A 22163-nucleotide genomic window follows, 5' to 3' on the forward strand; every position below is an offset into this window, starting at 1 on the left:
CTGTTTCCTGAAAAGGCTTGTGCCGCAGGGGTCTTTCCTTTCGTAAGTCGTAAAATATAAGTAGTTGAAATTAAAGGAGAAATAAAATGACTGTCAAAGCCAAGAGAATCGCTCTGCTCGGTTTCGACTGCGCCATTCCCAAGCGCCTCGAAGCGCTGATGGAAGAGGGGGCGCTGCCCAACTTCGCCAAGTTCAAGGCCGAGGGGGCCTATATGACCGAGGGCTACAACATGCCCACGGTCACGCCGCCTTCCTGGGCGTCCATCTGCACCGGCGCATATCCGCGTACCCACGGCGTCGAGGACTACTACTATTACAACGAAGGCGAGTCCCTGCATTTTTCCAAGTGCGTGCAGGCCTTTGGCTCGCAAATGCTGACCGCGGAAACCATCTGGGACGCATGGGACAAGGCAGGCAAGAAGTGCCTCGTGGTCAACTATCCCACCTCCTGGCCCTCCAAGCTCAAGAACGGGATCATGGTTCAGGGCGAAGGCCTTTCCGCCGCCGAGCACCGCTGGCAGATCGAGGGATACGAGCACAAGGAATGGCTGTGCGGCGAATCCTGTGTCGCCACCGACTACTATCCCATCGGGGTGCAGGCCCGTTTTGAAGAGGCCGAAGGCTGGAAGAACCTGCCCGAGGAGATTGAGGACCAGGAACCCCTGGACATGGCGATTCCCATGGAGTTCGGTCATGCCATGGATCCCCTGCAGCCCCAGATCTGGTACGGCCTGACCTGGGAATCCGGCGACGACGGCTACGACGTGTTTGCCCTGTGCCCGGAAAAGGACTTCAGCAAGGCGTTTTTCACCATCAGGGTCAGGGAGTGGTCCGAGGTCATCGAGCACCGGTTCTCCATCATTTCCGACGGCCGTGTCGAGCCCGGGTACTTCCGCTGCAAGCTCATGGAACTTTCCGACGACGCCGAGGACTTCAAGCTCTACATCTCCGGCATCAACGGCACCCAGGGCTACTGCGCCCCTGCCGACGCCCTCAGAAACGTGGACTTCACCAAGAGCATCGTGGCCAACGACATGGGCTTCGTGGGCTTGGTCAACGGCATCATCGACAACGAAACCGTTGTTGAAATGGCCCAGTTCCACTCCGAGTGGCTCACCGAGGTGCTGACCACCCTGATGAAGGACAACCCGGACTGGGATCTGCTGTACATGCACACCCACCTCATCGACTGGTTCTACCACGGCTACCTGGACAAGATGGACAGCGATGATCCCGAGGTGGCCAAGCACGCCTACGACCTGGAGCGCCAGATCTACCAGATAGAGGACAGGTTCCTGGGCGTCATGATGGAACACATGCCCGAGGATGCACTGACTTGCGTCATCTCCGACCACGGCGCCACCCCCATCGGGCCGATCCTGAATACCGCCGAGGCCCTGGCGCAGGCCGGACTGACCGCATACGAAGTGCGCTCCTCGGATCAGGCCGGATCCGTGTGGGAAGAGTCCGAAGGCTTCAACTACGACCTTATTCCCGAGAAATCCAAGGCCGTGCCCCAGCGCTACATGTTCGTCTACGTGAACCTGAAGTCCAAGTACCCCGGCGGGATCGTCGAGGACGAGGACTATGAGAAGGTCCGCGACGAGATCATCGACGCCCTGTACGACTACAAGCACCCCGAAACCGGCGAACGCCCGGTCATGTGCGCCATTCCCAAGGAGGACGCCAAGGTCTTCGGCATGGGCGGCGAGCAGTCCGGGGACGTGGTCTACGTGCTCAAGCCCGAATACATGGCCGAGCACGGCTACGGCTTCCCCACCGGGGAATCCGGATGCGGTTCCCTGAAGAACATCATGCTCTGGAAGGGACCCGGCGTGAAGCAAGACTTTGTCTATGAACGCCCTCGCTGGCTGGTCGATGTCGTGCCCACCTTCTGCCACGCCACCGGCAACCCGGTGCCTGCGGACACCGAAGGCGCGATTATCTACCAGATCTTCGAGGACCACGACAAATAAGCAACAACTCTCACTCACACGATGCGGGAGCGGTCTGTCAGATTGGCCGCTCCCGCACCTCCGGGGCCGCCTTCGGAACTTCGGCCCGACTGGCGAGCGCCGGAAAGCGAGTGAAGCCGCCTGGAACGAAAACCCGTCCCATACTGGCCCGTGGCGGCTGGGCGCAGTTGGGAGAAACGAATGGAGACGCTTCATGCTCTTTTTCGTGAACAAGCCGGAAGAGGGGATTCTTGACCGAATCGCTCTTATCGGCGGCGACGAGGACAAGGCCCTGCTCCTGGTGGGCGACGGTGTCTATTTCGGCACCTCGCACTGGGAGGAAAAACTGGAAGGCCTGGATGTGGAAGATATCTACGTGGCCAAGAGCGCGCTGGATGCCCGGAATATTGAACTCAGCGAAGCCTGCGAGGTGGTGGACTACGACGAGATCGTGGACCTGCTTCTGGGCAGCGACGAAAAAGTCGTGTCGCTTTAGGGAGGAAACGCCATGAGCAAAACGCTGACCATCATGCTGCTGTCCGGCTCCGCGGAGAACGAGGATGCGGAATTCGCAACCCGTCTTGCGCAGGCGGCGCAGGAAAAAGGCCACAAGGTCCAGATGTATCTTTTCGGAAATGCCGTGAACATATCCAAGAAGGAAACGCCCATTGAAGGCGACCTGCATATCCAGCAGCGCCTCATCGACCACATCGAGCCCACCAAGTGCTTCGGCCGCGTGGCCGAAATCGTGGAAAAGGGCGGCGATATCTCCACCTGCCACACCAACGAACACGCCCGGGGCATCGAGTCCCGCGAATACGTCGATGGTGTGAAGTGGGGTGATGTGGGTGGTTCCTTCACCAAGTATCTCATGACCTCGGACGTGCTGTTGTCCGTGGGCCACTAAGGAGGAAGCGATGATTAACTCTGTTTGCTTTGTCGTGGCCAAGCCCGTTGGCCTGGAGCAGGGCTCCCTCGGCATCCGCTCCGCCTGGGCCTGCCACCAGAACGGATTCGAAACCAGAATCATCTATTCGGAAGACGGCGTCTGGTGCCTGACAGGCAACCCCGGCTACCACACCTCCATGCTCAACGACTTCGTGGCCGAGGAGGGGGAGGTCTATGCGATCCGCGAGGACCTGGAAAGGCGCGGCATCGCCGAGGACGACCTCATCGACGGCGTCGAAGTGGTGGATGCCGCTGACGTCGTTGAACTGTGTGAAGAAATGGATTCCGTCAACTACTTCTAATTAATAGTTAAAATACGAGGGTAAAGATATGTCCACCGTGCTTTTCGAACGTCTTGACGAGAACCGGGACAGGTTTGTCGTCGGCGCCAAGGCCGTGCCCGAAATCATCATGGATTTCTCCTCCATCACCCCGGAGGAGCGCAACAAGGAAGCCATGGGCTCCCGCATCCTCTGTGTGGCCGCCCTGTCCTGCTACTGCAACACCATGGTCAACGCCTTCAAGCGCCAGAACGTGGAGGTCAAGTCCCTGACCGGCTCGGCATCGGCCAGCAAGGAAAAGGACGAGGTCAACCGCACCCGCTACACCGAGCTGGAGATCAACATTGAGGTGGGGCTGGAGGAAAAGGACCGCGAGGTGTTCGAAGCCGTGAAGGAAAACATGCTCAACGGCTCCCTGCTGACCTACTCCCTCGAAGAGGGCATGGAGGTCGACTACAACATCGAAATGAAGACCGTTTAGGCTTTATTAATAACAATGTCGGGCTCTTGCCCGTGATTCAAGGAGACAGGATAATGGCAGACAAGAAGGTAATCCTCATCGTGTGCGGTGAAGCGGATGTGAATGGCGGCGATTCCGCCATGAAGAAATACATGAAGAAGACCTGCACGTTCGCTGGCTTCGACAACGCGGGCATGGCCTCTGAAGGCGCCAAGATCGAAGGCGCGGCAGTGGTTGCCGCCGACGGTGTGGCCAAGGTCTTCGAGGAAGACGGCGCTCTTGCCGTCGTGGAGCTGGGCAACGTGGACGGCGGCACCCTGGAAGCGGCCATGGCCCAGGTTTCCGATGCGGCGGACCGTCGCACCCTTATTGTGCTCGCAACGGACAACGGCCTGTTCATGGGCGGTCTGGGCATGGACAAGAAGGCCGGCACCATTGGGCGCAACGTGGTTGCCGCAGACGTGGTCGCAACGATCTGCTACGTGGCCGACCTGCCGGTTCCGGCGGACTGCACCGGCGCTGTCCTGTACCAGGCCCTCAAGGACCCGGACATGAAGCTCAAGGAAATAGCCAAGCTCAAGGAAGCCCTTGGCCGCATGGAAGTGGCGCTTCAGCGTGACAACCGCGAACCTTGGGATAAGCACGACTGCGCTTAAGACAAGCCTGTTCACGGGGCCGGTCCCACGACCGGCCCCTTTTTTCGATCTCAACCATGGTGACTGCAATGGATGACATAACCGTATTGAAGGGCAAGGTGATGGACTGTTTTCGTTTTTGCGAGGCGCTCAATGCCCGCGCGGTCCACGAACTGGTCTTGGAGCGTTGCCCGGCCGAAGGCGGCTGTTCGCTGCCTGCCGTCCGGGAACAGTTGCGGGAGCTGAAGGACGAAGGGCTTCTCAGCCTTGAAAGCACCTATGTGGATGACAACGGGAGCAAGGTCCCTGTGTACCGGATTTCGGAAGCGGGCCTTGATTTGTTGCACAGGGGGCAGGCGTAAAAAGCGCTTGCTCTTTTGAAGATTCGGACATATCTGTCGCGCACCTTGCGACATTGATGTCGTCTTGTGGATTCAAGGGGGGGGGGCTCATGAGTGAACCGAAGTACGAAGCGCTGCATCAATATTGCGCCGAGCTGAAACGTCAGCTCGATTCCTACAAGGGAATCAAGACTGAATTGCTGGAGAGTCAGCGCCAGTTGACCCGGCTTTTCAACAACCTGCCGGGCATGGCCTATCGTTGTTCCCTTGATGCACAGCATAGGCCCACCTTGGAATTCGTCAGCCGGGGGAGCATAGATCTCTTCGGGGTAGCGCCGGAATTTTTCATGGAGCAGAAGACCAACGTCATGGAGATGCTGGCTCATCCCGACGATCTTGCCTCCATGCTGGAAGAGCAGGAGGCGGCCATTGAAGGGCACCGTCCCTACAAGATGCTCTACCGGATCCGCATGGAGGATGGTAGTCTCAAGTGGATATGGGACCAGGGCGAATGCGTTTATGACGACGCTGGCCGCCCCACCCACCTGGAAGGCATCACCATCGACATCAGCGCCCAGAAGATGCGCGAGTTCGAGCTGCTCCAGGAAAACCAGAATCTCAAGGGATCGCTGCAGGACCGCTACAAGTTCGGCAGCATCATCGGCAAGAGCGAAGGCATGCAGGAGGTCTTCAAGCTCATACTCAAGGCTTCCAAGAGTGACGCCAACGTCATCATCCTGGGCGAAACCGGAACGGGGAAGGACCTTGTGGCGCAGACCATCCATGAGTTGAGCGGGGCCGTCGGGCCGTATGTCCCGGTCAACTGCGGGGCCATTCCGGCCAACCTCATGGAAAGCGAATTTTTCGGCCACAAGAAAGGCGCTTTTTCCGGGGCCACGAGCGACAGGAAGGGCTATCTGGCCGCTGCGGACGGCGGAACCCTGTTTCTGGACGAAGTCGGTGAGATCGACCTTTCCCTGCAGGTGAAACTGCTTCGCGCCCTGGAAAGCAAGCTTTTCACGCCGGTGGGCGGCAGCGAACCGCAGTCCTCGAAGTTTCGCCTCATCGCGGCCACCAACCGGGATCTCCCCAGGATGGTCAAGGAGGGGCGCATGCGTTCGGATTTCTTTTTTCGGCTGCACGTGCTTCCCATACGGGTTCCGCCCCTCCGGAGCCGGCTTGAGGATCTCCCACTTCTCGTGGCCGAGTTCATGTCCCGGTATCTGGGCAAGGACGCTTCGGTTCCCAACCTGCCGCCCAAGATCCGGGCCGCCTTCGACGCCCATGACTGGCCCGGCAACGTCCGCGAGCTGCAGAACGTTCTGGAGCGCTATCTCACCTTTGGCGAAGTCGTGTTCAGCGATTTCGGCATCCAGGCCCCGGACGGTTCGTTCGGGGTGGACGAGGCCCTGGGCGAAGCCGAATCCTGCGCCTCCCTTGTCGAGGCCATGGAAGTGGTGGAGCGGCACATGATCATGAAGGCGCTGGAACGCAACCACTGGAAAAAAGGTCTGACCGCCAGGGATCTGGGCTTGAACATGCGCACCATGCAAAGAAAGCTCAAGAAGTACGGCATCTGATCCGCCGGCATTTTCCCGCCACGCAAAAAAGGCGACACAAGTGTCTTTATGTGACGCTCGTGTCGCCTTTTTTGTTTATCTAGTAAAATCAATATGTTGTTGGCTAGATCGTCTTGATGACGACAGCGGTGTCGCGTCGATTGTCGGATGATATGGTGTTTCTGCATATTTTATCCTTATATTCCGTCACATTAAGTGTTTGGCATGTCCTGTGCTCATAGGGGTGCTGATTGTGCCACCGGTATCGAAGCGGCAGTGACCTCCCGCTTCGCATAACGGCTCTTGGGGAGGGGCATCACTACCTCAACTCCTCTTGGATAGTCTGCATGGCAAGTTTTCAGGCGATACCGTCATTATCCGCCGCAGGTTCCAGTGGTTTCTTTGGGAGGAGAAATCGCCGGGAGCCGGGAAACCAATGCCGAGCCACGTTCCCTCCCCAAGGCCATTATCCGGTGCTGCTCCCGACAACCGACATCCTCTCCCTGGGAATTGGACATGTTTCTCCAGTGGGAAGGGAAGGCCTGCCCGGCTCCTCCTAGCCGGGCAGGCCCTATATTTCAGGACAAGACAATGCAGTGGAACGCCTTTCGCAAAACCCAGGCCGCCGGATATGTTTTCATTTCCCTCGGCATTCTCAGCTGGAGCGGAAATTTCGTGGCCGCCCGCGGTCTTGCCGCCAGTGTGGACCCCGCCACCCTCAATCTGTTGCGCTGGGTCCTGGCCTCGCTCCTGTTCCTTCCGTTCGGATTCGCCGCCTTCTGGCGGGAGCGCAAGGCCATCGGGCTTCTTTGGAAGGAGATCTTCGTTCTCGCACTGACCGGCATTTCCCTGTACGACACCATGGTCTTCCTGGCCGGGCGCACCTCCGAGGCGTTGAACATGTCGCTCATCTCCACGCTGTCGCCTTTGCTGACCGCGCTCATGGCCCAGTTTTTCTTCAAGGAAAAGCTGCGACCGAGCATGTACATGGGGATAGCCATTTCCACCTTCGGCATTGTCGCGCTGGTGACGGACGGGAACCTGGAGCGGCTGTTGACCCTCCGCTTTGCCGAAGGGGACCTGCTCATTCTCGGTACGGCCCTGATGTCCGCCGTTTACAACAACATTGTCAGCCGCATCTCGGGGAAGGTTGGCCAGACCGCGCTGGTCATGGCCCTGTGCCTTTTCGGGGCGGTGCAGATCATCCCGCTTTACCTCTGGGAAACCGGCGGACAACTGGTGCTGCCGGAATTTTCGTCCTCGCTTGTCTGGTCGCTCGGCTACCTTGCGGTCTTCGCCTCTATTCTCTGCTTTCTTTTCTGGAACGAGGCCGTGCAGATATTGGGGGCCCCAAAGGCCATGCTTTTCTACTATACGCTTCCGCCCGCCAGCGGATTGATCGCCTGGCTGGTCATTGACGAACCTGCCCAACTCATTCAGATTCTGAGCGGGATGATTATTGTTGCGGGCATCTTGTTCGCTCTATATGGTGGCGCGCCAAAATGGAGAAGGCGAAAGGTGGAAGTGTATGGACAACCTGCTGAGATCAATAAATGATTCACTGATCTGGAATCTGTTTTTACTGCTGGCGGGATCCTTTGTGTTCGTTGTCGGCTACAACGGCATTGCCGCGCATCACCACTTTGTGCCAGCGGCCCTGTACGGCCTGGCAGTTGTCGGCAACGACATGGCCCCCGGGCTTTCCCTGGCCAAGTGGTATTTTCTGCTGAATATCCCGCTTTTCGCCATGGCCTGGAAAGGGGTGAGCCGCCGTTTCTTCTTTCTGACCCTGTTCGCCATGGTCATGGTGACTTTGATGACCTCCTACGTGCATTTCGATTTCGGCATCCGGAACGAAATGTACGCGGCCATTGCCGCCGGAGCTATCATGGGAGCCGGCTGCGGGGTCATCCTCCGGTCCTATGGAGGGGGAGGCGGCCTCGACGTGGTGGCGGTGATCCTCAACAGCAGGTACGGCATCCGCTTCGGCGTGTTCTATTTCTTCATCAATGCCGTTGTCATGCTGTTTGCCCTGAGCCTGTTCAGTCCGGACAAGATCATTGCATCGCTGGTCATGCTTTTCATCAGTTCCGTGGTGACCGAATACGTCCTTTCCCTGTTCAACCAGCGCAAGGCCGTGCGCATCATCACCAAAAGGCCCGAGGAATTGATCGGGGTCATGATCCAGGCGAAGTACCATGCGAGCGCCTTCCCCGGAAAAGGGGGCTATTCCGGCGAGCCGGTGGACATGATTTTCTCCATCACCGACAATCTGCGTCTGCGCTCTCTGGAGCAGCTGGTCTTCGACAATGACCCCGAGGCGATCTTCGTGGTCGAGAGCACCTTCAGCGTCATCGGTGGCAGTTTCGCCCGCCGCAAGAACTATTGATTTTATTTTTGGATTCCAGGTCCGTGCCGACGGGCGTGGAGTGAACGAGCATGAAAACGCCCGGCGATTGTGGAAACCGCCGGGTGTTTTTGTATACAATGCCTTGAACAGGTGCGCGGAGCGGGGGAAAGGAAGGGGACGGAATCCCTACTCCCCGATGATCTTCACCAGCACGCGCTTCTTGCGGCGGCCGTCGAACTCCCCGTAGAAAATCTGTTCCCAGGTGCCGAAGTCGAGCCTGCCCTCGGTGATGGCCACCACCACTTCCCGTCCCATGATCTGGCGCTTCATGTGCGCGTCCGCATTGTCCTCGTACCCGTTGTGGCGGTACTGGGAGACGGGCTCGTGCGGGGCCAGCTTTTCCAGCCAGACCTCGTAGTCATGATGCAGGCCGGACTCGTCGTCGTTGATGAACACCGAGGCCGTGATGTGCATGGCGTTGACCAGGCACAGCCCCTCCCGGATGCCGGATTCAGCCAGACAGGCCTCCACGTCGGGCGTGATGTTCACGAAGGCGCGGCGCGTGGGAATCTCGTACCAGAGTTCCTTGCGATAGGATTTCACGCCCTAGTCTTCCTTTTCATGGCCGTTGATGGGCAGGGCGGTTTCCTGCTTGATGGTGCCGAGCACGAAGGACGAGTTGATGCTTTGCAGGCCGGGGATGGGCGAGAGCTTGGCAAAGGCGAAGTCCGCATAGCTCTGCATGTCGGGCAGGGCCACCTTGAGCAGGTAGTCGTCCTCGCCCGAGACCTGGTAGCACTCCAGCACCTCTTCCATTTTGTCCACGTGGTTCTTGAAGGTCTCGAAATCCTTGAGCTGATGCGCGCCCAGGGAGACCCGGACGAATGCGATGATGCCCATGCCCACCTTTTCCGCGTCGGCCAGGGCTACGAATTTCTTGATCACGCCGGAGTTTTCCAGCCGCTTGACCCGTTCCAGCATGGCCGGGGGCGAGATGCCCAGCCGCTTGGCCAGTTCGGAGTTGGTTATCCTACCTTCCCGCTGCAGGATCTTGAGGATATTCCGGTCCATTTCGTCGAGTTTCGCCATGATTCGCAATCTCCCTGTAGAACGTTCGCAACTATCCGGAAATACGTTGTATCATTCTCTTGTAAAAAAGTAATGCTAATATAATTAGAATAAAATAAGACAATGTCTAACAAAATTAGCCTTGAATTGATCGAGACGGTATTTTGTTATATGGTGCCGGACATTGAACAAACCGGCCGCATCCATGCGCCCCAGGTATGGCGATGGGCTTTCGAATACGGTAGGATGGCGGCCGAACTAATATCCCAGCGGAGGAATCATGCCCCACAGACAGCTCAACAGGGAACGCGTACAGGCCGTGGAGGCCGTGCTGGAAAAGGCCCATGGCGCGGGACGCTCCATGCTGTTCGAACACGAGGTCTATGTCATTCTCGAACTGCTGGGCCTGAACGTGCCCTCGCACCATCTGGTGGCCTCGGGCGACGAGGTGGACGCGGGCAAGCTGTCCCGGTTTTCCAGCGACAGGGTGGTGCTCAAGGTGGTGGCCGGGGACGTGGCCCACAAGCAGAAGATCGGCGGCGTGCGCGTGGCCGTGAAGGACGCCGACTTTATCCGCTACAGCGTGGACCGGATGCTTTCCGATATGAAAGCCGCCGGGCACGAGGCCGAGGGCGTGCTGCTGGTGGAGTGCATCGACTATTCCCAGGACCTGGGCAACGAGATCCTGCTGGGGTTCCGCGAGAGCGACGCCTTCGGGCCGGTCATATCCTTTTCCAAGGGCGGCAGCGACGCCGAGCACTTTGCCCAGAGCTTTTCCCCGCCCAACCTGATCCTGGCCCCCATCGACCGCAAGTGGGCTGAGGCCCTGCTGTATTCCACGCAGATCCAGAAGAAGTTCGCGGCCCAGGGACATACCGACTACACGGACAAGATCATTGACGCGGGCCTGCGCTTCAGCCGCCTGTCCACGGCTTTTTCCAATTTCTTCGAGGGCGACCGGTTCGTGATCCGCGAGTTCGAGGTCAACCCCTTCGTGTTCGACCGTTACGGCCGGTTCATCGCCATCGACGGGTACGCCGTTTTCGAAAAACGCAACGAGGCCGTGCGTGCCCTGGGCAAGGTCGAACGCGCGCCCCTGACCCCGTTCTTCGAGCCCGAGGGCGTGGCCGTCATCGGCGTGAGCACCAGCAATCTTTCCAGCCCGGGTTCCACCATCACCGAGAACCTGATCAAGCTTGGCCGCACAGACGTCTACGCCGTGAATCCCAAGGGCGGGGAGTTGCCCTTTGCCTCGGGCGCCGTGCCCGTGCACACGTCCCTGGCGGACATCGGCAGGCCCGTGGACCTGGCCATCGTTTCCGTGCCCGCCGCCCATGCCCTGCCCGTGGTGGAGCAGTGCGCCGAGGCTGGGGTCAGGGCCGCCATCCTCATCCCGGGCGGGTTCAGCGAAACCGGCAACGACGACGTGGAGGCCTCCATCCTGGCCGTGGCCCGCAAAACGGGCATGCGGCTCATGGGGCCCAACTGCCTGGGGATTATCTTCGGCGGCAACCAGGGCCGCCCCGGCATCAACACCTTCTTTGTCCCGGAAGAGAAATTCCGCGTTCCCGAGCGCGAGAGCCGCAACGTGGCCATCCTGAGCCAGAGCGGGGCCCTGGGCATCATCGAGCTGCACCAGCTCCGCCACGCCATTTCGCCCAAGGTCATTGTCAGCTACGGCAACCAGCTGGATACGGACCCGGCCGACCTCATCGGGCATTTTTCGCAGGACGACGACGTGGACGTCATCGGCTGCTACATCGAGGGCTTCAAGCCCGCGGCGGGCGCGCGCTTTTTCCATGTGGCCGGGCAGTGCCCCAAGCCGGTCATCGTCTACAAGGCGGGCCGCACCGAGGCCGGGCGCAAGGCCACCGAATCCCACACCGCCAGCATCGCGGGCGAATACGCCGTGGCCAAGGCGGCCATGAAGCAGGCCGGGCTGGTGGTGGCCGAAACCATGATGGACCACGTGGAGCTGATCAAGACCTTTGCCCTGCTCAATGATTTCGAGGTGCGCGGCAACCGGCTGGCGGTTATCGCCAACGCGGGCTACGAAAAAACCTATGCCGCCGACAACCTCGGCTCCCTGCAGGTGGCCGAGTTCGACCAGGCCACCACGGACAGTCTGCGCAAGGTGATCCCGCCCTTCGTGGACGTGGACCCGCTCCTGGACCTGACGCCCATGGCCGACGACAACATGTACGCCCAGTGCATCGAGATCGCCCTGGCCTCGGATTCCGTGGACGCCCTGGTGGTCTCCATCGTGCCGCACGCCATGGATCTCAAGACCACGGACAGCGAAATGGAGTCCGATCCGGACAACATTGCCGCGCGCATCGTCCAGCTGGCCAAGAAGTACCGCAAGCCCGTGGCCGTTTCCGTCTGCGTCACGGGCGGGGCGGATGCGGACTACAACCGCTTCGGCCAGACCCTGGACCAGGGCGGGGTGCCCACCTTCCTCAATGCCAGCCGGGCCACCCAGTGCCTGAACGAATTTATACGATACAGGATGATTCGTCGTACCGGCGACTATGCGGAGTGGTTGAAGTAGGAATGCCTCCGGCGGACAAGGGGGATAATCCCCTTGCAACCCTTGGTTAACCAAAATGTCCCGGTTACACCGGTTCAAATCAGCGCTGACAGGGGCTTGAAGACTCAAGGCTGCCAAGAAGAGTGCGGATACAGGGCGCAAAAGAAAGCCAGCCCGGAGCGTATTAAGCAATACGTGAGGAGCTGGCTTTATTGCAGCAACGCAGTAGACGCGCCCTTATCGGCAGCCTAGCCGTTTATGAGTTCTCTGAGATAATCCATTTCCTCTTGCACGGGTGCGCCAAGCCCCTGTTCGGTGAGGGCGCGCAGGGAAAGGAGTTGGGCCAGGGGGAAGTCCTTGCCCCACAGGGCGCGGTAGGTGGTGAACCCCCTGGAGCGCAGCAGCGCGGAACACTGGGTCCAGAGCTGGCGCGCCAGTTCGCGCGGGTCCATGGAAAACGCCGTGTCCCAGACCGGCAGCTTGCGTTCCCCCAGCACCCGGTTTCCGGAAAATTTCACGGCGGCGTGCAGCAGGCCGTCGTCGCCCGGCCGCACGGTCCATTCATAGAGCCAGCCCTCGCCCAGCCATTCGAATTCGAAGTGTGGACGGGGACCGTTGGCCCACTCGCCCGCGTTGCCGGAAATGGCGTCGGACAGGCAGTCGCACAGGTCGCGCAGTGGTTCGGAAAACATGCTGGATACGGTGAGATCGTACCCTTCGTCGTTGATTTTGAGATAGAAGTCGATCCAGCCCTTGCTGAGTTTCTCCAGCGAAAGTTGCGCTTCAGCCATCAGATTCCTCCCTTGTTCGCCCTACGGAGGCAGTGAGCGGCCGATGGTACACGGATGCCTTCGGTTTTACAATGCGGGGGAATCGCCGGAAAAAAGCGGGAAGTTGAGGGGCCTGCGGCGAACCGCAGGCCCTCGCCCTATGCTGCGGCCTGATGGCCGCTGGAGAAGCTTTCGTCGATGCGGGTGCAGATGCGTTGCAGCAGGTGCCGGTCGTGGCTGATGGCCAGGATGCCCATGTTTCGCCTGGCGGCCATGTCCAGGACGCCGTGCCAGATGAGGGCCTGGGTGTTGGGGTCCAGCATGGCGGTCATTTCGTCGGCCACGATGAATTCGGTCCCCGGGCCCATGGCGCGGGCCACGGCGATGCGCTGCAGTTCGCCGCCGGAAAGTTCGTGCGGAAAGCGGTCCAGCCAGGACGGATTGACGCTCAGGGCGCCGAGGAGCTCCCTGTCCGGGGTGTAGGCCTCACACAGGATCTCGCGGATCTTCCAGCGCGGGTTCATGGCCAGCTCCGGGTGCTGGAAGAGCATCTGCACCGGGCAGTAGCGGGCCGTGGGCAGGGGCTCGCCGTGCAGGGCTACCTCGCCAGACTGCGGTGCGAGATACCCGGCCAGGATGCGCCCCAGGGTGGATTTTCCCTGGCCGCTGGGGCCGGGTAGCCCCACCACCTCGCCCGGGCGGATTGCCATGTTCAGGCCGCGCAGCACCTGGGGGCCGGAGTCGTAACGGAAATCGATGTTCTTAGCCTCGAGCATGGAAACACCTCACTCTGGATTCGTGGATGGAGACCAGTTCCGGCCGGGCCAGCGCGCACTCCTGGGTCCGGAGCGGGCAGCGTGGCGCAAAGGCGCAGCCCTGTATGGTCTCGTCGCCCGCGGGCTGGTAGCCCGCTATGGGGCTGAAGGAGCGCTGGGGCAGGGAATCCCACAGGGCGCGGGTGTAGGGATGCAGGAGCGCGTCTTCGCGGTGGAAGTTGTCCGCGCGGGTGATCTCCACGGTGGCTCCCGCATAGATTACGGCCACCCGGTCCGCCACGGCGCAGGCCGCAGCCAGGTCGTGGGTGATGAGCAGCACGCCCTTGCCCTCGTCGGCCAGCTCGCGCAGGTGGGTGAGCGATTCGCGGGCCACGTCCGGGTCCAGGCCGGTGGTGGGTTCGTCCGCGATGATGAGGCGCGCCTTGCCCGCCGTTGCCGTTGCCGTGAGCACGCGCCGGGCCATGCCGCCCGAGACCTGGAAGGGATAGTGCCCCTTGACCTGCGGCTGCAGGCGGTAGCGGTCGAAGGCGCTGTCCAGGCTCTGGCCCGCCGTGCGGTTGCACTTGCCGGAGAGGCGCGCGGCCCGGTAGACCTGCCTGCCCACCGTGGCCAGCGGGTTGAGGTAGCCCACGGACTGGGGAATGAGTGCGATCTCCCTGCCGCGCAGCTTCTTTTGCTGGCGCGGGGTCAGGGGCGTGCCCATGAAGCGCATCACGCCCCGCACCTGGGCGTTCTGGGGCAGCAGGCCGAGCACGGCGTGGGCCAGCAGGCTCTTGCCCGATCCGCTGGAACCCGCCACGGCCACGATCTCGCCTTCCTGCACGTCCAGGTCCATGCCGTTCACGGCCCGGATGGTGGTGCGGCCCAGGCCATGGTCGTAGCGGCTGAATTCGATACTGAGATTGCTGACGTTGAGCATGGTCATTCCTGGCTGGTTCTGGGCGCGAGCAGGGTGCGCAGGTTGTTGCCGAGCAGGTCGAAGGCCTTGACCGTGAAGATGAGGGCCACCCCGGGGATGACCGCCAGCCACCAGTAGCCCGTGGAGATGTGGCGCATGGCCTCGGCCAGCAGGATGCCGATGGACGGCTGGTGGGGCGAGAGCCCGAAGCCCAGGAAGGTCAGTCCGGCCGCGTGCAGGATGGCGTGGGGGAAGAGCAGCAGCGTTCCCACCAGGAACTGGGGCAGGAGGTGGGGGAGCATGTGCTTGCGGGCAATGGCCAGGGGGGATTGCCCGAAGCGCGCCGCGAGCAGCACGTAGTCCGCGCTCTTGAGCTGCAGCACCTCGGCCCGGACCACGCGGGCCAGGCGCGGCCAGTGGGAAACCGCCACCGCGAGGATGACGCCCCCGGCCCCGCCGCCGAGCATGAAGGAGACGAGGATGAGCAGCACCAGGTGCGGCATGGCCATGACCAGGTCCACCAGCCAGGTGACGGCCGCGTCCGTGCGCGGGCCGAAGGTGGCGGAAATGATGCCCAGGGTCACGGCGATGACCGAGCTTGCCCCGGCGGCCAGCAGCCCGATGCCCAGGCTGCGCACCAGCCCCTGCACGGTGCGGGTGAGCATGTCGCGGCCCAGCCAGTCCGTGCCGAAGGGATAGGCCCAGCTTGGGGCCAGCCTGCGCGCGCCGAGATTCGTCTCCAGGCCGGATTCGCCCAGGCTCGCGGCTAGCAGGATGAGCCCCGCGAAAAAGAGCAGGCACAGGATCACGGCCCACAGAGCCCTGGATCGCCTGTTGTGGAAGCCGAATCTCGGCCTCCGAAACGCGGAACGGCGTGTCGCCTTGGCCAGGGTGCTCATGATGCCTCCTGCGCGCCGATGCGGATTCTGGGGTCAAGGGAGCGGTAGAGCAGGTCGGCAATGGCGTTGCCCGTGAACACGAACAGGGTGCTGAACAGGGCGATGCCCAGCAGCAGGGGCACGTCGCCCCGGATGCCGGCCTCCACCGTGGCCCTGCCCAGGCCGGGATAGGAAAAGACCTGTTCGGCCAGCACCGAGCCGCCGAACAGCTCGCCCAGGGAGGCGAACTGCAGGGTCACGGCCGGGAGCGCGATGTTGCGCAGGGCGTGGCGCAGGGCCACCCCGACCCGCGATTCGCCCTGTGCCATGGCAAAGAGCGCATAGTCGCTGTGCATGGCGTCGATCATTTTTTCCCGCGTGTGCAGGGCGATCTGGGCGATGCCGATGATGGACAGTGTCGCCGCCGGGAGCAGCAGGTGGCTGATCCGCTCCCAGAGGGTGGCCTCTTCCAGGGATACGCCGGGCGGGGTGGCGCAGCAGATGGGCGTCCAGCCCAGGGCCACGGAAAAGCAGGCCAGCAGCACCAGCCCCATCCAGAAGGTGGGAGTGGCCGCCAGGGTGTAGGCATAGAGCCGGATACACCGGTCCAGCCAGGACCCGTTGTACAGCCCGGCCAGCACCCCCAGGGCGAAACCGATGATTCCCGAGAGCAGCCAGGCCGAGGCCATGAGCCACAACGAGGTGGTGAAGCGCTTGGCAATGACCGTGGCCACGGGTTCGTTGTAGGCCAGGGACTGGCCCAGGTCGCCGGAAAGGGCGTTCTTCGCCCAGAGCAGGTAGCGCTCGGGCGCGGGCTTGTGCAGGCCCCAGCGTTCGGCAATGAGCTGCTCCTGTTCCTGGCTGATCTGCATGCGGTCGATGCCCAGGTAGGCCGTGACCGGGTCGATGGGCGAGTTGGCCACCAGGGTGAAGGCGAGCATGGAGGCCATGACCACCAGCAGGGCGAGGCGCACCAGTTTTCTCGACATGTACGCGGCGAATCCGTTCATGAAAAAATGCTCCTTGGCGGCGGGCCGAAGCCCGCCGCCCGAGGGAGGAGGTTTAGTTGACCCACTTCCATTGCTGGATGTTGGCGGTGATGGGCCAACCGTGCCCGTGAGGCTCGATCTGGGAGGTTCCGATGTCGAGATGCTCGTTGACGAAGTAGGTGTGGTCCAGGTTCACGAGCCAGGCCCACGGGGCGTCCCCATGGGTGTTCGCGCCGGTGGTGCCGTCCCACTGGGCCTTTTTCCAGTTTTCCAGGGCCGCCTTGTATTCCGGGGCGCTCAGGGCGGCCTCCAGGTGTTCGTCCACGGCCAGGTTCCTGTAGAAGCCCGGATTGTTCCAGCCTTCGCCCGCATGGCTGCTGGAATAGAGATGGTACATTTCAATGGGGTCGTGGCTGCCCCAGCCGAAGACCACCACGCTGGAGTGCATCATGGGCTTGATCTCGTCCCAGCTCTTGCCCAAGACCTCCGCATGGATGCCCAGCGGCTTGATCATGTCCGCGCAGGCCAGGGCCAGTCCCTGGCGGATGGCGCGGTCGGCCGGGTAGACCATGGTGAATTCGGCGCACACGCCGTCCTTTTCCACCACGCCGTCGCCGTCCGTATCCTTCCAGCCCGCTTTGGCCAGGATGGCGCGGGCCTTGTCCAGGTTTCCGTCCTCGATTTTATTGGCCGGGTTGTCCCAGGGCAGGCCGTCGCACACGCCGTAGGCCGGGCGTCCGTATCCTTCGAGGATGGCCTCGGCCAGGGCCTTGCGGTCGATGGCGATGTTGATGGCCTTGCGGATGGCGATGTCCGAGGTGACGTTGTTGCCGATGGGCGCGCCCGTGGCGGTCTTCTTGCCTTCATTGGGCACCATGGGGAACAGGAGCCCCCGGTTGTCCACGCTCTTGACCGGATGCAGCTTCATGCCCGGCAGCTTCTGGACCGCGAGGTACTGCGGTACGACCACCACCTGCACCTTGCCCGCGCGGGCGGCGGCAAAGGAGGTGTCCTCGTCCGTGAACAGGAAGACCAGCTTCTTGAAGTGCGGCGTTTCCCCGTAATAGTACGGGTTGGCCACGGCCACCATCTGCTGGCCCTCGGTCCAGTTGGCCATCATGTACGGGCCCGAGCCCACGGGATTGCGGGCGTATCCGGGGCCGTGCAGGTGCCTGGGAACGATGCCCAGGCTGACGAGCCGGTTGATGAAGTTGCTGTCGCGTTCCCGGAGGCGGAATTCCACGGTGTGCCTTCCGGTGGCCACGGCCTTGTCCATCTTGGCCAGGTCCACCTTGCCGCCGGATTGGGCCGCGGTGTTGAAGGTGTAGGCCACGTCCTCGGCGGTCAGCGGTTTGCCGTCCGAGAATTTGGCGTCATCGCGGATGGTCACGGCCCAGACCAGGGCGTCTTCGGAGAGACGGTAGTCCGTGGCCAGTTCCTTGACGATGTCCAGGTTTGCGTCGCGGCGCAGCAGGGTGCTCTGGAAGAGCGGGCTGCCGTAGCGGCCCCAGCCCAGGGTCGGGTCGTAGCCGTCGCTGGGCTCGCCCTTGATGGCCAGGTACAGGGTGTCGCGGGCCTGTGCCTGGGGCGCGGCCAGGAAGACCAGGCCGAGCAGCAGGGTCAGGACACACAGGGAAAAACAGGATTTGGAAAGATGGCACTTGTGAAGCATGAATACCCTCCGAGTGTTATTTCGATGGTATTCATTACACAGGTTAACACGAAATGCAATTTTGTATTCGGTGAAGGTCTCTGGAATTGCAGGAAAAGTGTGTGATTCAAAAGAAAAAGGCCCGCGCGTGTGCGCAGGCCCTTGCAAGCTCGAAATCGTCGTGCGCTAGGCCGCGCTCTGGTCGCTGTCGTCCTCGGCCATGGCCTGCTCGTACATCCTGCCCCATTCGCACAGGCCCCGGATGTTGGGCATGACCGATCTCCCCAGCTCCGTGAGGGAGTATTCCACCTTGGGCGGCACCTGGGGGTAGACCTCGCGGTGCACCAGCCCGTCTGCCTCCAGTTCGCGAAGCTGCTGGGTGAGCATCTTCTGGGTGATGTTGGGCATGATCTTCTTGAACTGGCTGAACCGCAGCACGCCGTCTGTTCCCAGATGATAGATGATGATGGGCTTCCACTTGCCGCCGATGATCTGCAGGGTCAGCTCCATCGTACAGTAGTAAGACTTGCCGTTGAGGTTTTTCAGGCCGCATGCAGCCATGGTCTTGCTCCTTGCCTTGTGTCCCTGTTTAGGGTGGTTTTCGTCTAGGTATCCTCAAGGATACTATAGTACTTTCAAGTGCGTTCTTGATTTTGGGATACCAATAGACGAAAAGGCGGGTACAGTAAAGAAGTCATCCTTCAACAGACAAGGAGAATACCATGGATATCTTTGAGGCCCTGCACAACCGCAGAAGCATTCGCAAATTCGAGGACAAGTCCGTTTCCGACGAGGACCTGAAGGCCATACTGGAGGCGACCATGATGGCTCCCAGTGCGGGCAACGCCCAGCCCTGGCAGTTTGTGGTGGTCACGGACCGGGAAAAGCTGGAGGCCGTCACGAAGATCAACCAGTACGCCCAGATGGCCCCCAAGGCGCCGGTGAGCATCCTGGTCTGCGGCGACCTGAGCCTGGAAAAGTACGCCGGCTACTGGGTGCAGGATTGTTCCGCGGCCATCCAGAACATGCTGCTGGCCGCCTGCGGCAAGGGGCTCGGCACGGTCTGGACCGGCATCTATCCCATGGAGGACCGCGTGGCCGGTTTCCGGGAGTTGTTCAAGCTGCCGGAAAACGTCGTTCCCCTCGGTCTCATCGTCCTGGGGCATCCTGCGCAGACCCCGAAGTCGGAGAGCCGCTACAGGCAGGAACGCATTCATTACAACGAATGGTAGGAGGAGCATGAGCATGGTTTGCGTACACGTTTTTTTCACGGCCAGGAAGGGCAGGGAAGCACAGGCCAGGGAACGGCTGACATGGCTCATGGAGTGCAGCCGCAAGGACCCGGGCTGCATCCGGTACGACATGCACGTATCCCCGGACGATCCCGGCAGGTTCATGCTGTTCGAATTGTGGGAATCCCAGGAACTGCTTGATGCGCATGGCAAATCCGACCACCTGGAACAGTTCGGCAGGGAATTGCCGGAATACCTTGTCGGAGCCCCTGAAGTCACCCTCTGGGACCCCTTCTAGGAGCGCGCGGTGAAGATTCTCGCATTCAACGGAAGCCCCCGCACGGGCAAATGGAATACGGCCACCATGCTTGAACACGCCCTGGACGGGGCGCGTTCGGCAGGGGCCGGGACTGAACTGTTCAATTTGTATCAGCTCGACTTCAAGGGATGCGCCAGCTGCTTTGCCTGCAAGCGCAAGGGCCGGAAAGAGGTCGGGGTCTGCGCGCTGCGCGACGACCTGCAACCCGTTCTGGAGAAGGTCCGCAGCGCCGACGCTCTGCTGCTCGGCACGCCGGTCTATTACGGGGCCGAGTCTGCGGCCATGCGCGCCTTCCTGGAGCGGTTGCAGTTTCCCTATCTCAACTACGAGGACTACTCCAACCCCCATTTTCCCCGGAAGATTCGCACGGGCCTGATCTATACCATGAACATACCGGACGAGCGGCTCGAGTCCATGGGCTATCCCGCCCTTTTTGAGCGCGCCCGCTTCAACCTGGCCAGGCATTTCGGCTCCTGCGAGCTGGTTCTGGCAAAGAACACCACGCAGTATACCGACTATGCCAAGTATGAGTCCTACGCCCCGGCCGAGGAAAAGGCCCGGTACCGGGAGGAGCATTTCGGGCAGGATTGCGGCAGGGCCCGGGAGCTCGGCGTTCGGCTGACGGAACCGTTTCAGGAACAGGAATAATTTTTGAAAACCGAGGAGAATACAATGAAGGTAGTCGCATTCAACGGCAGCGCCCGCAAGGGCGGGAATACCGCCGCAATGATCAAGGCCGCCCTTGCGCCGCTGGAGGCCGAGGGCATCGAAACCGAACTGGTGGAGTTGGCCGGCAAGAAACTGCGCGGCTGCATCGCCTGCTATAAGTGTTTCCAGAACAAGGACCAGCGCTGCGCGGTGAACAACGATTTCATCAATGACTGTATTGAAAAGATGGTCGAGGCCGACGGCATCATCCTGGGCTCGCCCACGTACTTCGCCAACGTGACCACCGAGATGAAGGCGCTCATTGACCGCTGCGCCTTCGTGGCCCGCGCCAACGACACCATGTTCCGGCGCAAGGTCGGGGCGGCGGTGGCCGTTGCCCGGCGGGGCGGGGCCATTCATACCTTCAACTCCCTGAACCATTTCTTTTTCATCAGCGAAATGATCGTGCCCGGTTCCGACTACTGGAACATGGGCTTCGGCCTGGAAAAGGGCGATGTGACGGGAGACGACGAGGGCATGGGCACCATGGCCAAGCTGGGCGAGAACATGGCCTGGCTGCTCAAGAAGCTTCACGTCTAATAGGATGTATTGAAACCCGCGAGGAGCTGTTTTGCAGGAGGCTCCGTCGCAACCCCAAGAAGGAATCCCCTGGCATTATGTTCAGTCATGCCAGGGGATTGTTTTGTCCAATGTTCTCGTTGGCAGTTCGTTTTCTCCCTTCGAGTATCACATGTATTCCCGTCCGCAGTCATTCCTCTTTCGTTTATGGGGTTCATACCTCATAAACTTGCAGTTGCACTTCAGCGTGTTTTTTGCCGCTTCAATTTTGCCCGAAGGCTTCGCCCTGGCGACTGGGTGTCTTTTTGTGAGGAATAATTTGGTGATAGAACAAATTGTTCGTTTTATTGAAAGCCAGTAGGGCTTTCTCCTTTTGGGGAGAAAATTGCCGTTATTGACGAAATATTGGGTCCAACAAGTCGTTATTTATAGAGTCTTGTGAAGAATTTCACAGCGCACTGCATATTCTGTGTAATTTTTGGCAAGTCTGCATTTGTGCAAGTGCACTTGTGTGGGTTTTGAAGCGCTATAGCTCAGCGTATTTTTTAATGCCTATATCCCGGAACGCTGCTGGGGCGTTTGGTAGTCAGAACTTTCATCATTTTATCGATTTGAGAGGAATAATTTATAAAAGGTCGCGATAAAACATTATCAACAGTCTTGTGTGAAAAAAAAATCACATTTGCTCATAATTGCTCATCAACCTAAATTTTTAAATTTCAATCGAGCGTTTGAAATCAAACATAAGTTTCCAACGTAGTTTTAAACAGTTTAACCATCTGTTATATAAGTAATTAGGCATCTTCTTGTAATTGCTGTTCGGGGTGCTATATCCCTCCCTCAAATTTTAGTGCCCGAATCAATTTCAACAAGAAGGAATGGGTTGTGTCTAATAACGGTGATAAAACGATTAAAGTCCCGGTTACGTTGCCCTCCCAAGGGGAAACCGTTCAATATACCGTAACGCCAAACGCGCTTTTCTCGTTTGGATTCGATACCGATAACGCCGTTTTTTCCAGCAAAGGAAATGATCTCATCATCGGAATAGATGGGCAGGGCGTCATCGTCTTTGTCGATTATTATACACAGGTTCAAAGTGAAGCCGCCCCAGCCTTCGAGTTGGTTTCCGGGGAAACCATTTCGGGCGATGCATATCTTTTCGCTTTTGAAAAGCGGGAAGACAAAACCGAAGACATGGAAACCGAAGCAGGGAACAGCGCGGGAGGCAGTGGCGCTGGCGAGTATCGGGATGATCCGGGCTCTCTGTATGACGGGCTCGACCATCTTGGTGCACAA

At 60.2% G+C, this 22163-nt stretch carries 25 protein-coding genes; 15 read left to right on the forward strand and 10 right to left on the reverse strand.

The genetic code is table 11. The annotated features are described in order from the left end of the window. Window positions 1-86 precede the first annotated feature (86 nt). The 10 genes from FGL65_RS07550 to FGL65_RS07595 all read left to right on the forward strand — a co-directional run bounded on the left by FGL65_RS07550 (window position 87) and on the right by FGL65_RS07595 (window position 8568). Window positions 87-1976: an alkaline phosphatase family protein gene (locus tag FGL65_RS07550; RefSeq protein WP_147820612.1), complete on the forward strand. Its 1890-nt coding sequence runs from the start codon at window positions 87-89 to the stop codon at window positions 1974-1976. A 193-nt stretch (window positions 1977-2169) separates the two neighbouring features. Further along, entirely contained in the window at window positions 2170-2451 is a 282-nt protein-coding gene (locus FGL65_RS07555; RefSeq protein ID WP_147820613.1) for a DsrH/TusB family sulfur metabolism protein, read from the forward strand. Window positions 2452-2463: 12 nt separating this feature from the next. Next, window positions 2464-2862, forward strand: coding sequence for a DsrE family protein (locus tag FGL65_RS07560; RefSeq protein ID WP_147820614.1), 399 nt, complete (start codon window positions 2464-2466; stop codon window positions 2860-2862). Window positions 2863-2872: 10 nt separating this feature from the next. Continuing rightward, window positions 2873-3205 carry a DsrH/TusB family sulfur metabolism protein gene (locus FGL65_RS07565; protein ID WP_147820615.1) on the forward strand — a complete coding sequence of 111 codons (333 nt, stop codon included), beginning with the start codon at window positions 2873-2875 and terminating at the stop codon, window positions 3203-3205. A 28-nt stretch (window positions 3206-3233) separates the two neighbouring features. After that, a complete protein-coding gene (locus FGL65_RS07570; protein WP_147820616.1) occupies window positions 3234-3665 on the forward strand; it encodes an OsmC family protein in 432 nt (143 codons plus the stop codon). 53 nt (window positions 3666-3718) lie between these two features. Continuing rightward, window positions 3719-4300 (forward strand): hypothetical protein, encoded by a 582-nt coding sequence (locus tag FGL65_RS07575; protein WP_147820617.1) that lies wholly within the window; start codon window positions 3719-3721, stop codon window positions 4298-4300. A gap of 68 nt (window positions 4301-4368) precedes the next feature. Beyond that, window positions 4369-4641: a hypothetical protein gene (locus tag FGL65_RS07580; protein WP_147820618.1), complete on the forward strand. Its 273-nt coding sequence runs from the start codon at window positions 4369-4371 to the stop codon at window positions 4639-4641. An 89-nt stretch (window positions 4642-4730) separates the two neighbouring features. Then, window positions 4731-6200, forward strand: coding sequence for a sigma-54 interaction domain-containing protein (locus FGL65_RS07585; protein WP_147820619.1), 1470 nt, complete (start codon window positions 4731-4733; stop codon window positions 6198-6200). Window positions 6201-6770: 570 nt separating this feature from the next. Next, window positions 6771-7736 (forward strand): DMT family transporter, encoded by a 966-nt coding sequence (locus FGL65_RS07590; RefSeq protein ID WP_187170581.1) that lies wholly within the window; start codon window positions 6771-6773, stop codon window positions 7734-7736. Continuing rightward, window positions 7708-8568: a YitT family protein gene (locus FGL65_RS07595; protein ID WP_147820621.1), complete on the forward strand. Its 861-nt coding sequence runs from the start codon at window positions 7708-7710 to the stop codon at window positions 8566-8568. Before FGL65_RS07590 ends, FGL65_RS07595 begins: the two co-directional genes overlap by 29 nt. Window positions 8569-8715: 147 nt before the next feature. Here the strand turns inward: FGL65_RS07595 and FGL65_RS07600 are convergent, their stop codons facing one another. Beyond that, complete coding sequence (locus FGL65_RS07600; protein ID WP_147820622.1) at window positions 8716-9132, reverse strand: secondary thiamine-phosphate synthase enzyme YjbQ; 417 nt, start codon at window positions 9130-9132, stop codon at window positions 8716-8718. 3 nt (window positions 9133-9135) lie between these two features. Beyond that, a complete protein-coding gene (locus tag FGL65_RS07605; protein ID WP_147820623.1) occupies window positions 9136-9618 on the reverse strand; it encodes an Lrp/AsnC family transcriptional regulator in 483 nt (160 codons plus the stop codon). A 259-nt stretch (window positions 9619-9877) separates the two neighbouring features. On the opposite strand from FGL65_RS07605, the gene FGL65_RS07610 reads away from it, so the two are divergent. Then, window positions 9878-12148 (forward strand): acetate--CoA ligase family protein, encoded by a 2271-nt coding sequence (locus tag FGL65_RS07610; RefSeq protein ID WP_147820624.1) that lies wholly within the window; start codon window positions 9878-9880, stop codon window positions 12146-12148. Between the two features lie 227 nt (window positions 12149-12375). On the opposite strand, the gene FGL65_RS07615 is transcribed toward FGL65_RS07610, so the two are convergent. From FGL65_RS07615 to FGL65_RS07645, 7 genes are all read right to left on the reverse strand, one after another. Then, complete coding sequence (locus tag FGL65_RS07615) at window positions 12376-12918, reverse strand: hypothetical protein (protein ID WP_147820625.1); 543 nt, start codon at window positions 12916-12918, stop codon at window positions 12376-12378. Between the two features lie 137 nt (window positions 12919-13055). Then, window positions 13056-13673 (reverse strand): ABC transporter ATP-binding protein, encoded by a 618-nt coding sequence (locus tag FGL65_RS07620; protein WP_147820626.1) that lies wholly within the window; start codon window positions 13671-13673, stop codon window positions 13056-13058. Beyond that, window positions 13660-14592, reverse strand: coding sequence for an ABC transporter ATP-binding protein (locus tag FGL65_RS07625; RefSeq protein ID WP_147820627.1), 933 nt, complete (start codon window positions 14590-14592; stop codon window positions 13660-13662). Before FGL65_RS07625 ends, FGL65_RS07620 begins: the two co-directional genes overlap by 14 nt. A gap of 2 nt (window positions 14593-14594) precedes the next feature. Continuing rightward, window positions 14595-15470, reverse strand: a complete 876-nt coding sequence (locus FGL65_RS07630) for an ABC transporter permease (protein WP_147820628.1) — start codon at window positions 15468-15470, stop codon at window positions 14595-14597. Then, complete coding sequence (locus FGL65_RS07635) at window positions 15467-16459, reverse strand: ABC transporter permease (RefSeq protein WP_147820629.1); 993 nt, start codon at window positions 16457-16459, stop codon at window positions 15467-15469. The genes FGL65_RS07630 and FGL65_RS07635 overlap by 4 nt, the downstream gene beginning before the upstream one ends. A 52-nt stretch (window positions 16460-16511) precedes the next feature. Beyond that, window positions 16512-18110 carry an ABC transporter substrate-binding protein gene (locus tag FGL65_RS07640; RefSeq protein WP_147820630.1) on the reverse strand — a complete coding sequence of 533 codons (1599 nt, stop codon included), beginning with the start codon at window positions 18108-18110 and terminating at the stop codon, window positions 16512-16514. 165 nt (window positions 18111-18275) lie between these two features. Then, a complete protein-coding gene (locus FGL65_RS07645; RefSeq protein ID WP_147820631.1) occupies window positions 18276-18650 on the reverse strand; it encodes a winged helix-turn-helix transcriptional regulator in 375 nt (124 codons plus the stop codon). A gap of 161 nt (window positions 18651-18811) precedes the next feature. Here FGL65_RS07645 and FGL65_RS07650 point away from each other — a divergent pair, with 161 nt between their 5' ends. From FGL65_RS07650 to FGL65_RS07665, 4 genes are read left to right on the forward strand one after another with little or no spacing between them, the layout of a single operon-like run. After that, a complete protein-coding gene (locus FGL65_RS07650; RefSeq protein WP_147820632.1) occupies window positions 18812-19321 on the forward strand; it encodes a nitroreductase family protein in 510 nt (169 codons plus the stop codon). Window positions 19322-19334: 13 nt separating this feature from the next. Continuing rightward, on the forward strand, window positions 19335-19619 hold the full coding sequence (locus FGL65_RS07655) for a putative quinol monooxygenase (protein ID WP_187170582.1): 285 nt from the start codon (window positions 19335-19337) through the stop codon (window positions 19617-19619). Between the two features lie 9 nt (window positions 19620-19628). Continuing rightward, window positions 19629-20288, forward strand: coding sequence for a flavodoxin family protein (locus tag FGL65_RS07660; RefSeq protein WP_147820634.1), 660 nt, complete (start codon window positions 19629-19631; stop codon window positions 20286-20288). A gap of 24 nt (window positions 20289-20312) precedes the next feature. Then, window positions 20313-20888, forward strand: a complete 576-nt coding sequence (locus FGL65_RS07665) for a flavodoxin family protein (protein ID WP_147820635.1) — start codon at window positions 20313-20315, stop codon at window positions 20886-20888. A gap of 819 nt (window positions 20889-21707) precedes the next feature. Here FGL65_RS07665 and FGL65_RS18210 read toward each other — a convergent pair. Then, a complete protein-coding gene (locus FGL65_RS18210) occupies window positions 21708-22151 on the reverse strand; it encodes a hypothetical protein (RefSeq protein WP_187170583.1) in 444 nt (147 codons plus the stop codon). Between the last annotated feature and the right edge of the window lie 12 nt (window positions 22152-22163).

The organism is Salidesulfovibrio onnuriiensis (genome assembly GCF_008001235.1).
GTDB lineage: Bacteria > Desulfobacterota > Desulfovibrionia > Desulfovibrionales > Desulfovibrionaceae > Pseudodesulfovibrio > Pseudodesulfovibrio onnuriiensis.

Bases quoted from the DNA above. Each gene is read 5' to 3' on its own strand.
- FGL65_RS18210 (WP_187170583.1), bottom strand. From the start codon at position 22,151: ATGGTCGAGCCCGTCATACAGAGAGCCCGGATCATCCCGATACTCGCC.
- FGL65_RS07595 (WP_147820621.1), top strand. From the start codon at position 7,708: ATGGACAACCTGCTGAGATCAATAAATGATTCACTGATCTGGAATCTG.
- FGL65_RS07570 (WP_147820616.1), top strand. From the start codon at position 3,234: ATGTCCACCGTGCTTTTCGAACGTCTTGACGAGAACCGGGACAGGTTT.
- FGL65_RS07565 (WP_147820615.1), top strand. From the start codon at position 2,873: ATGATTAACTCTGTTTGCTTTGTCGTGGCCAAGCCCGTTGGCCTGGAG.
- FGL65_RS07630 (WP_147820628.1), bottom strand. From the start codon at position 15,470: ATGAGCACCCTGGCCAAGGCGACACGCCGTTCCGCGTTTCGGAGGCCG.
- FGL65_RS07555 (WP_147820613.1), top strand. From the start codon at position 2,170: ATGCTCTTTTTCGTGAACAAGCCGGAAGAGGGGATTCTTGACCGAATC.
- FGL65_RS07590 (WP_187170581.1), top strand. From the start codon at position 6,771: ATGCAGTGGAACGCCTTTCGCAAAACCCAGGCCGCCGGATATGTTTTC.
- FGL65_RS07655 (WP_187170582.1), top strand. From the start codon at position 19,335: ATGGTTTGCGTACACGTTTTTTTCACGGCCAGGAAGGGCAGGGAAGCA.
- FGL65_RS07615 (WP_147820625.1), bottom strand. From the start codon at position 12,918: ATGGCTGAAGCGCAACTTTCGCTGGAGAAACTCAGCAAGGGCTGGATC.
- FGL65_RS07560 (WP_147820614.1), top strand. From the start codon at position 2,464: ATGAGCAAAACGCTGACCATCATGCTGCTGTCCGGCTCCGCGGAGAAC.
- FGL65_RS07585 (WP_147820619.1), top strand. From the start codon at position 4,731: ATGAGTGAACCGAAGTACGAAGCGCTGCATCAATATTGCGCCGAGCTG.
- FGL65_RS07650 (WP_147820632.1), top strand. From the start codon at position 18,812: ATGGATATCTTTGAGGCCCTGCACAACCGCAGAAGCATTCGCAAATTC.
- FGL65_RS07610 (WP_147820624.1), top strand. From the start codon at position 9,878: ATGCCCCACAGACAGCTCAACAGGGAACGCGTACAGGCCGTGGAGGCC.
- FGL65_RS07625 (WP_147820627.1), bottom strand. From the start codon at position 14,592: ATGCTCAACGTCAGCAATCTCAGTATCGAATTCAGCCGCTACGACCAT.
- FGL65_RS07620 (WP_147820626.1), bottom strand. From the start codon at position 13,673: ATGCTCGAGGCTAAGAACATCGATTTCCGTTACGACTCCGGCCCCCAG.
- FGL65_RS07645 (WP_147820631.1), bottom strand. From the start codon at position 18,650: ATGGCTGCATGCGGCCTGAAAAACCTCAACGGCAAGTCTTACTACTGT.
- FGL65_RS07575 (WP_147820617.1), top strand. From the start codon at position 3,719: ATGGCAGACAAGAAGGTAATCCTCATCGTGTGCGGTGAAGCGGATGTG.
- FGL65_RS07665 (WP_147820635.1), top strand. From the start codon at position 20,313: ATGAAGGTAGTCGCATTCAACGGCAGCGCCCGCAAGGGCGGGAATACC.
- FGL65_RS07550 (WP_147820612.1), top strand. From the start codon at position 87: ATGACTGTCAAAGCCAAGAGAATCGCTCTGCTCGGTTTCGACTGCGCC.
- FGL65_RS07580 (WP_147820618.1), top strand. From the start codon at position 4,369: ATGGATGACATAACCGTATTGAAGGGCAAGGTGATGGACTGTTTTCGT.
- FGL65_RS07605 (WP_147820623.1), bottom strand. From the start codon at position 9,618: ATGGCGAAACTCGACGAAATGGACCGGAATATCCTCAAGATCCTGCAG.
- FGL65_RS07640 (WP_147820630.1), bottom strand. From the start codon at position 18,110: ATGCTTCACAAGTGCCATCTTTCCAAATCCTGTTTTTCCCTGTGTGTC.
- FGL65_RS07635 (WP_147820629.1), bottom strand. From the start codon at position 16,459: ATGAACGGATTCGCCGCGTACATGTCGAGAAAACTGGTGCGCCTCGCC.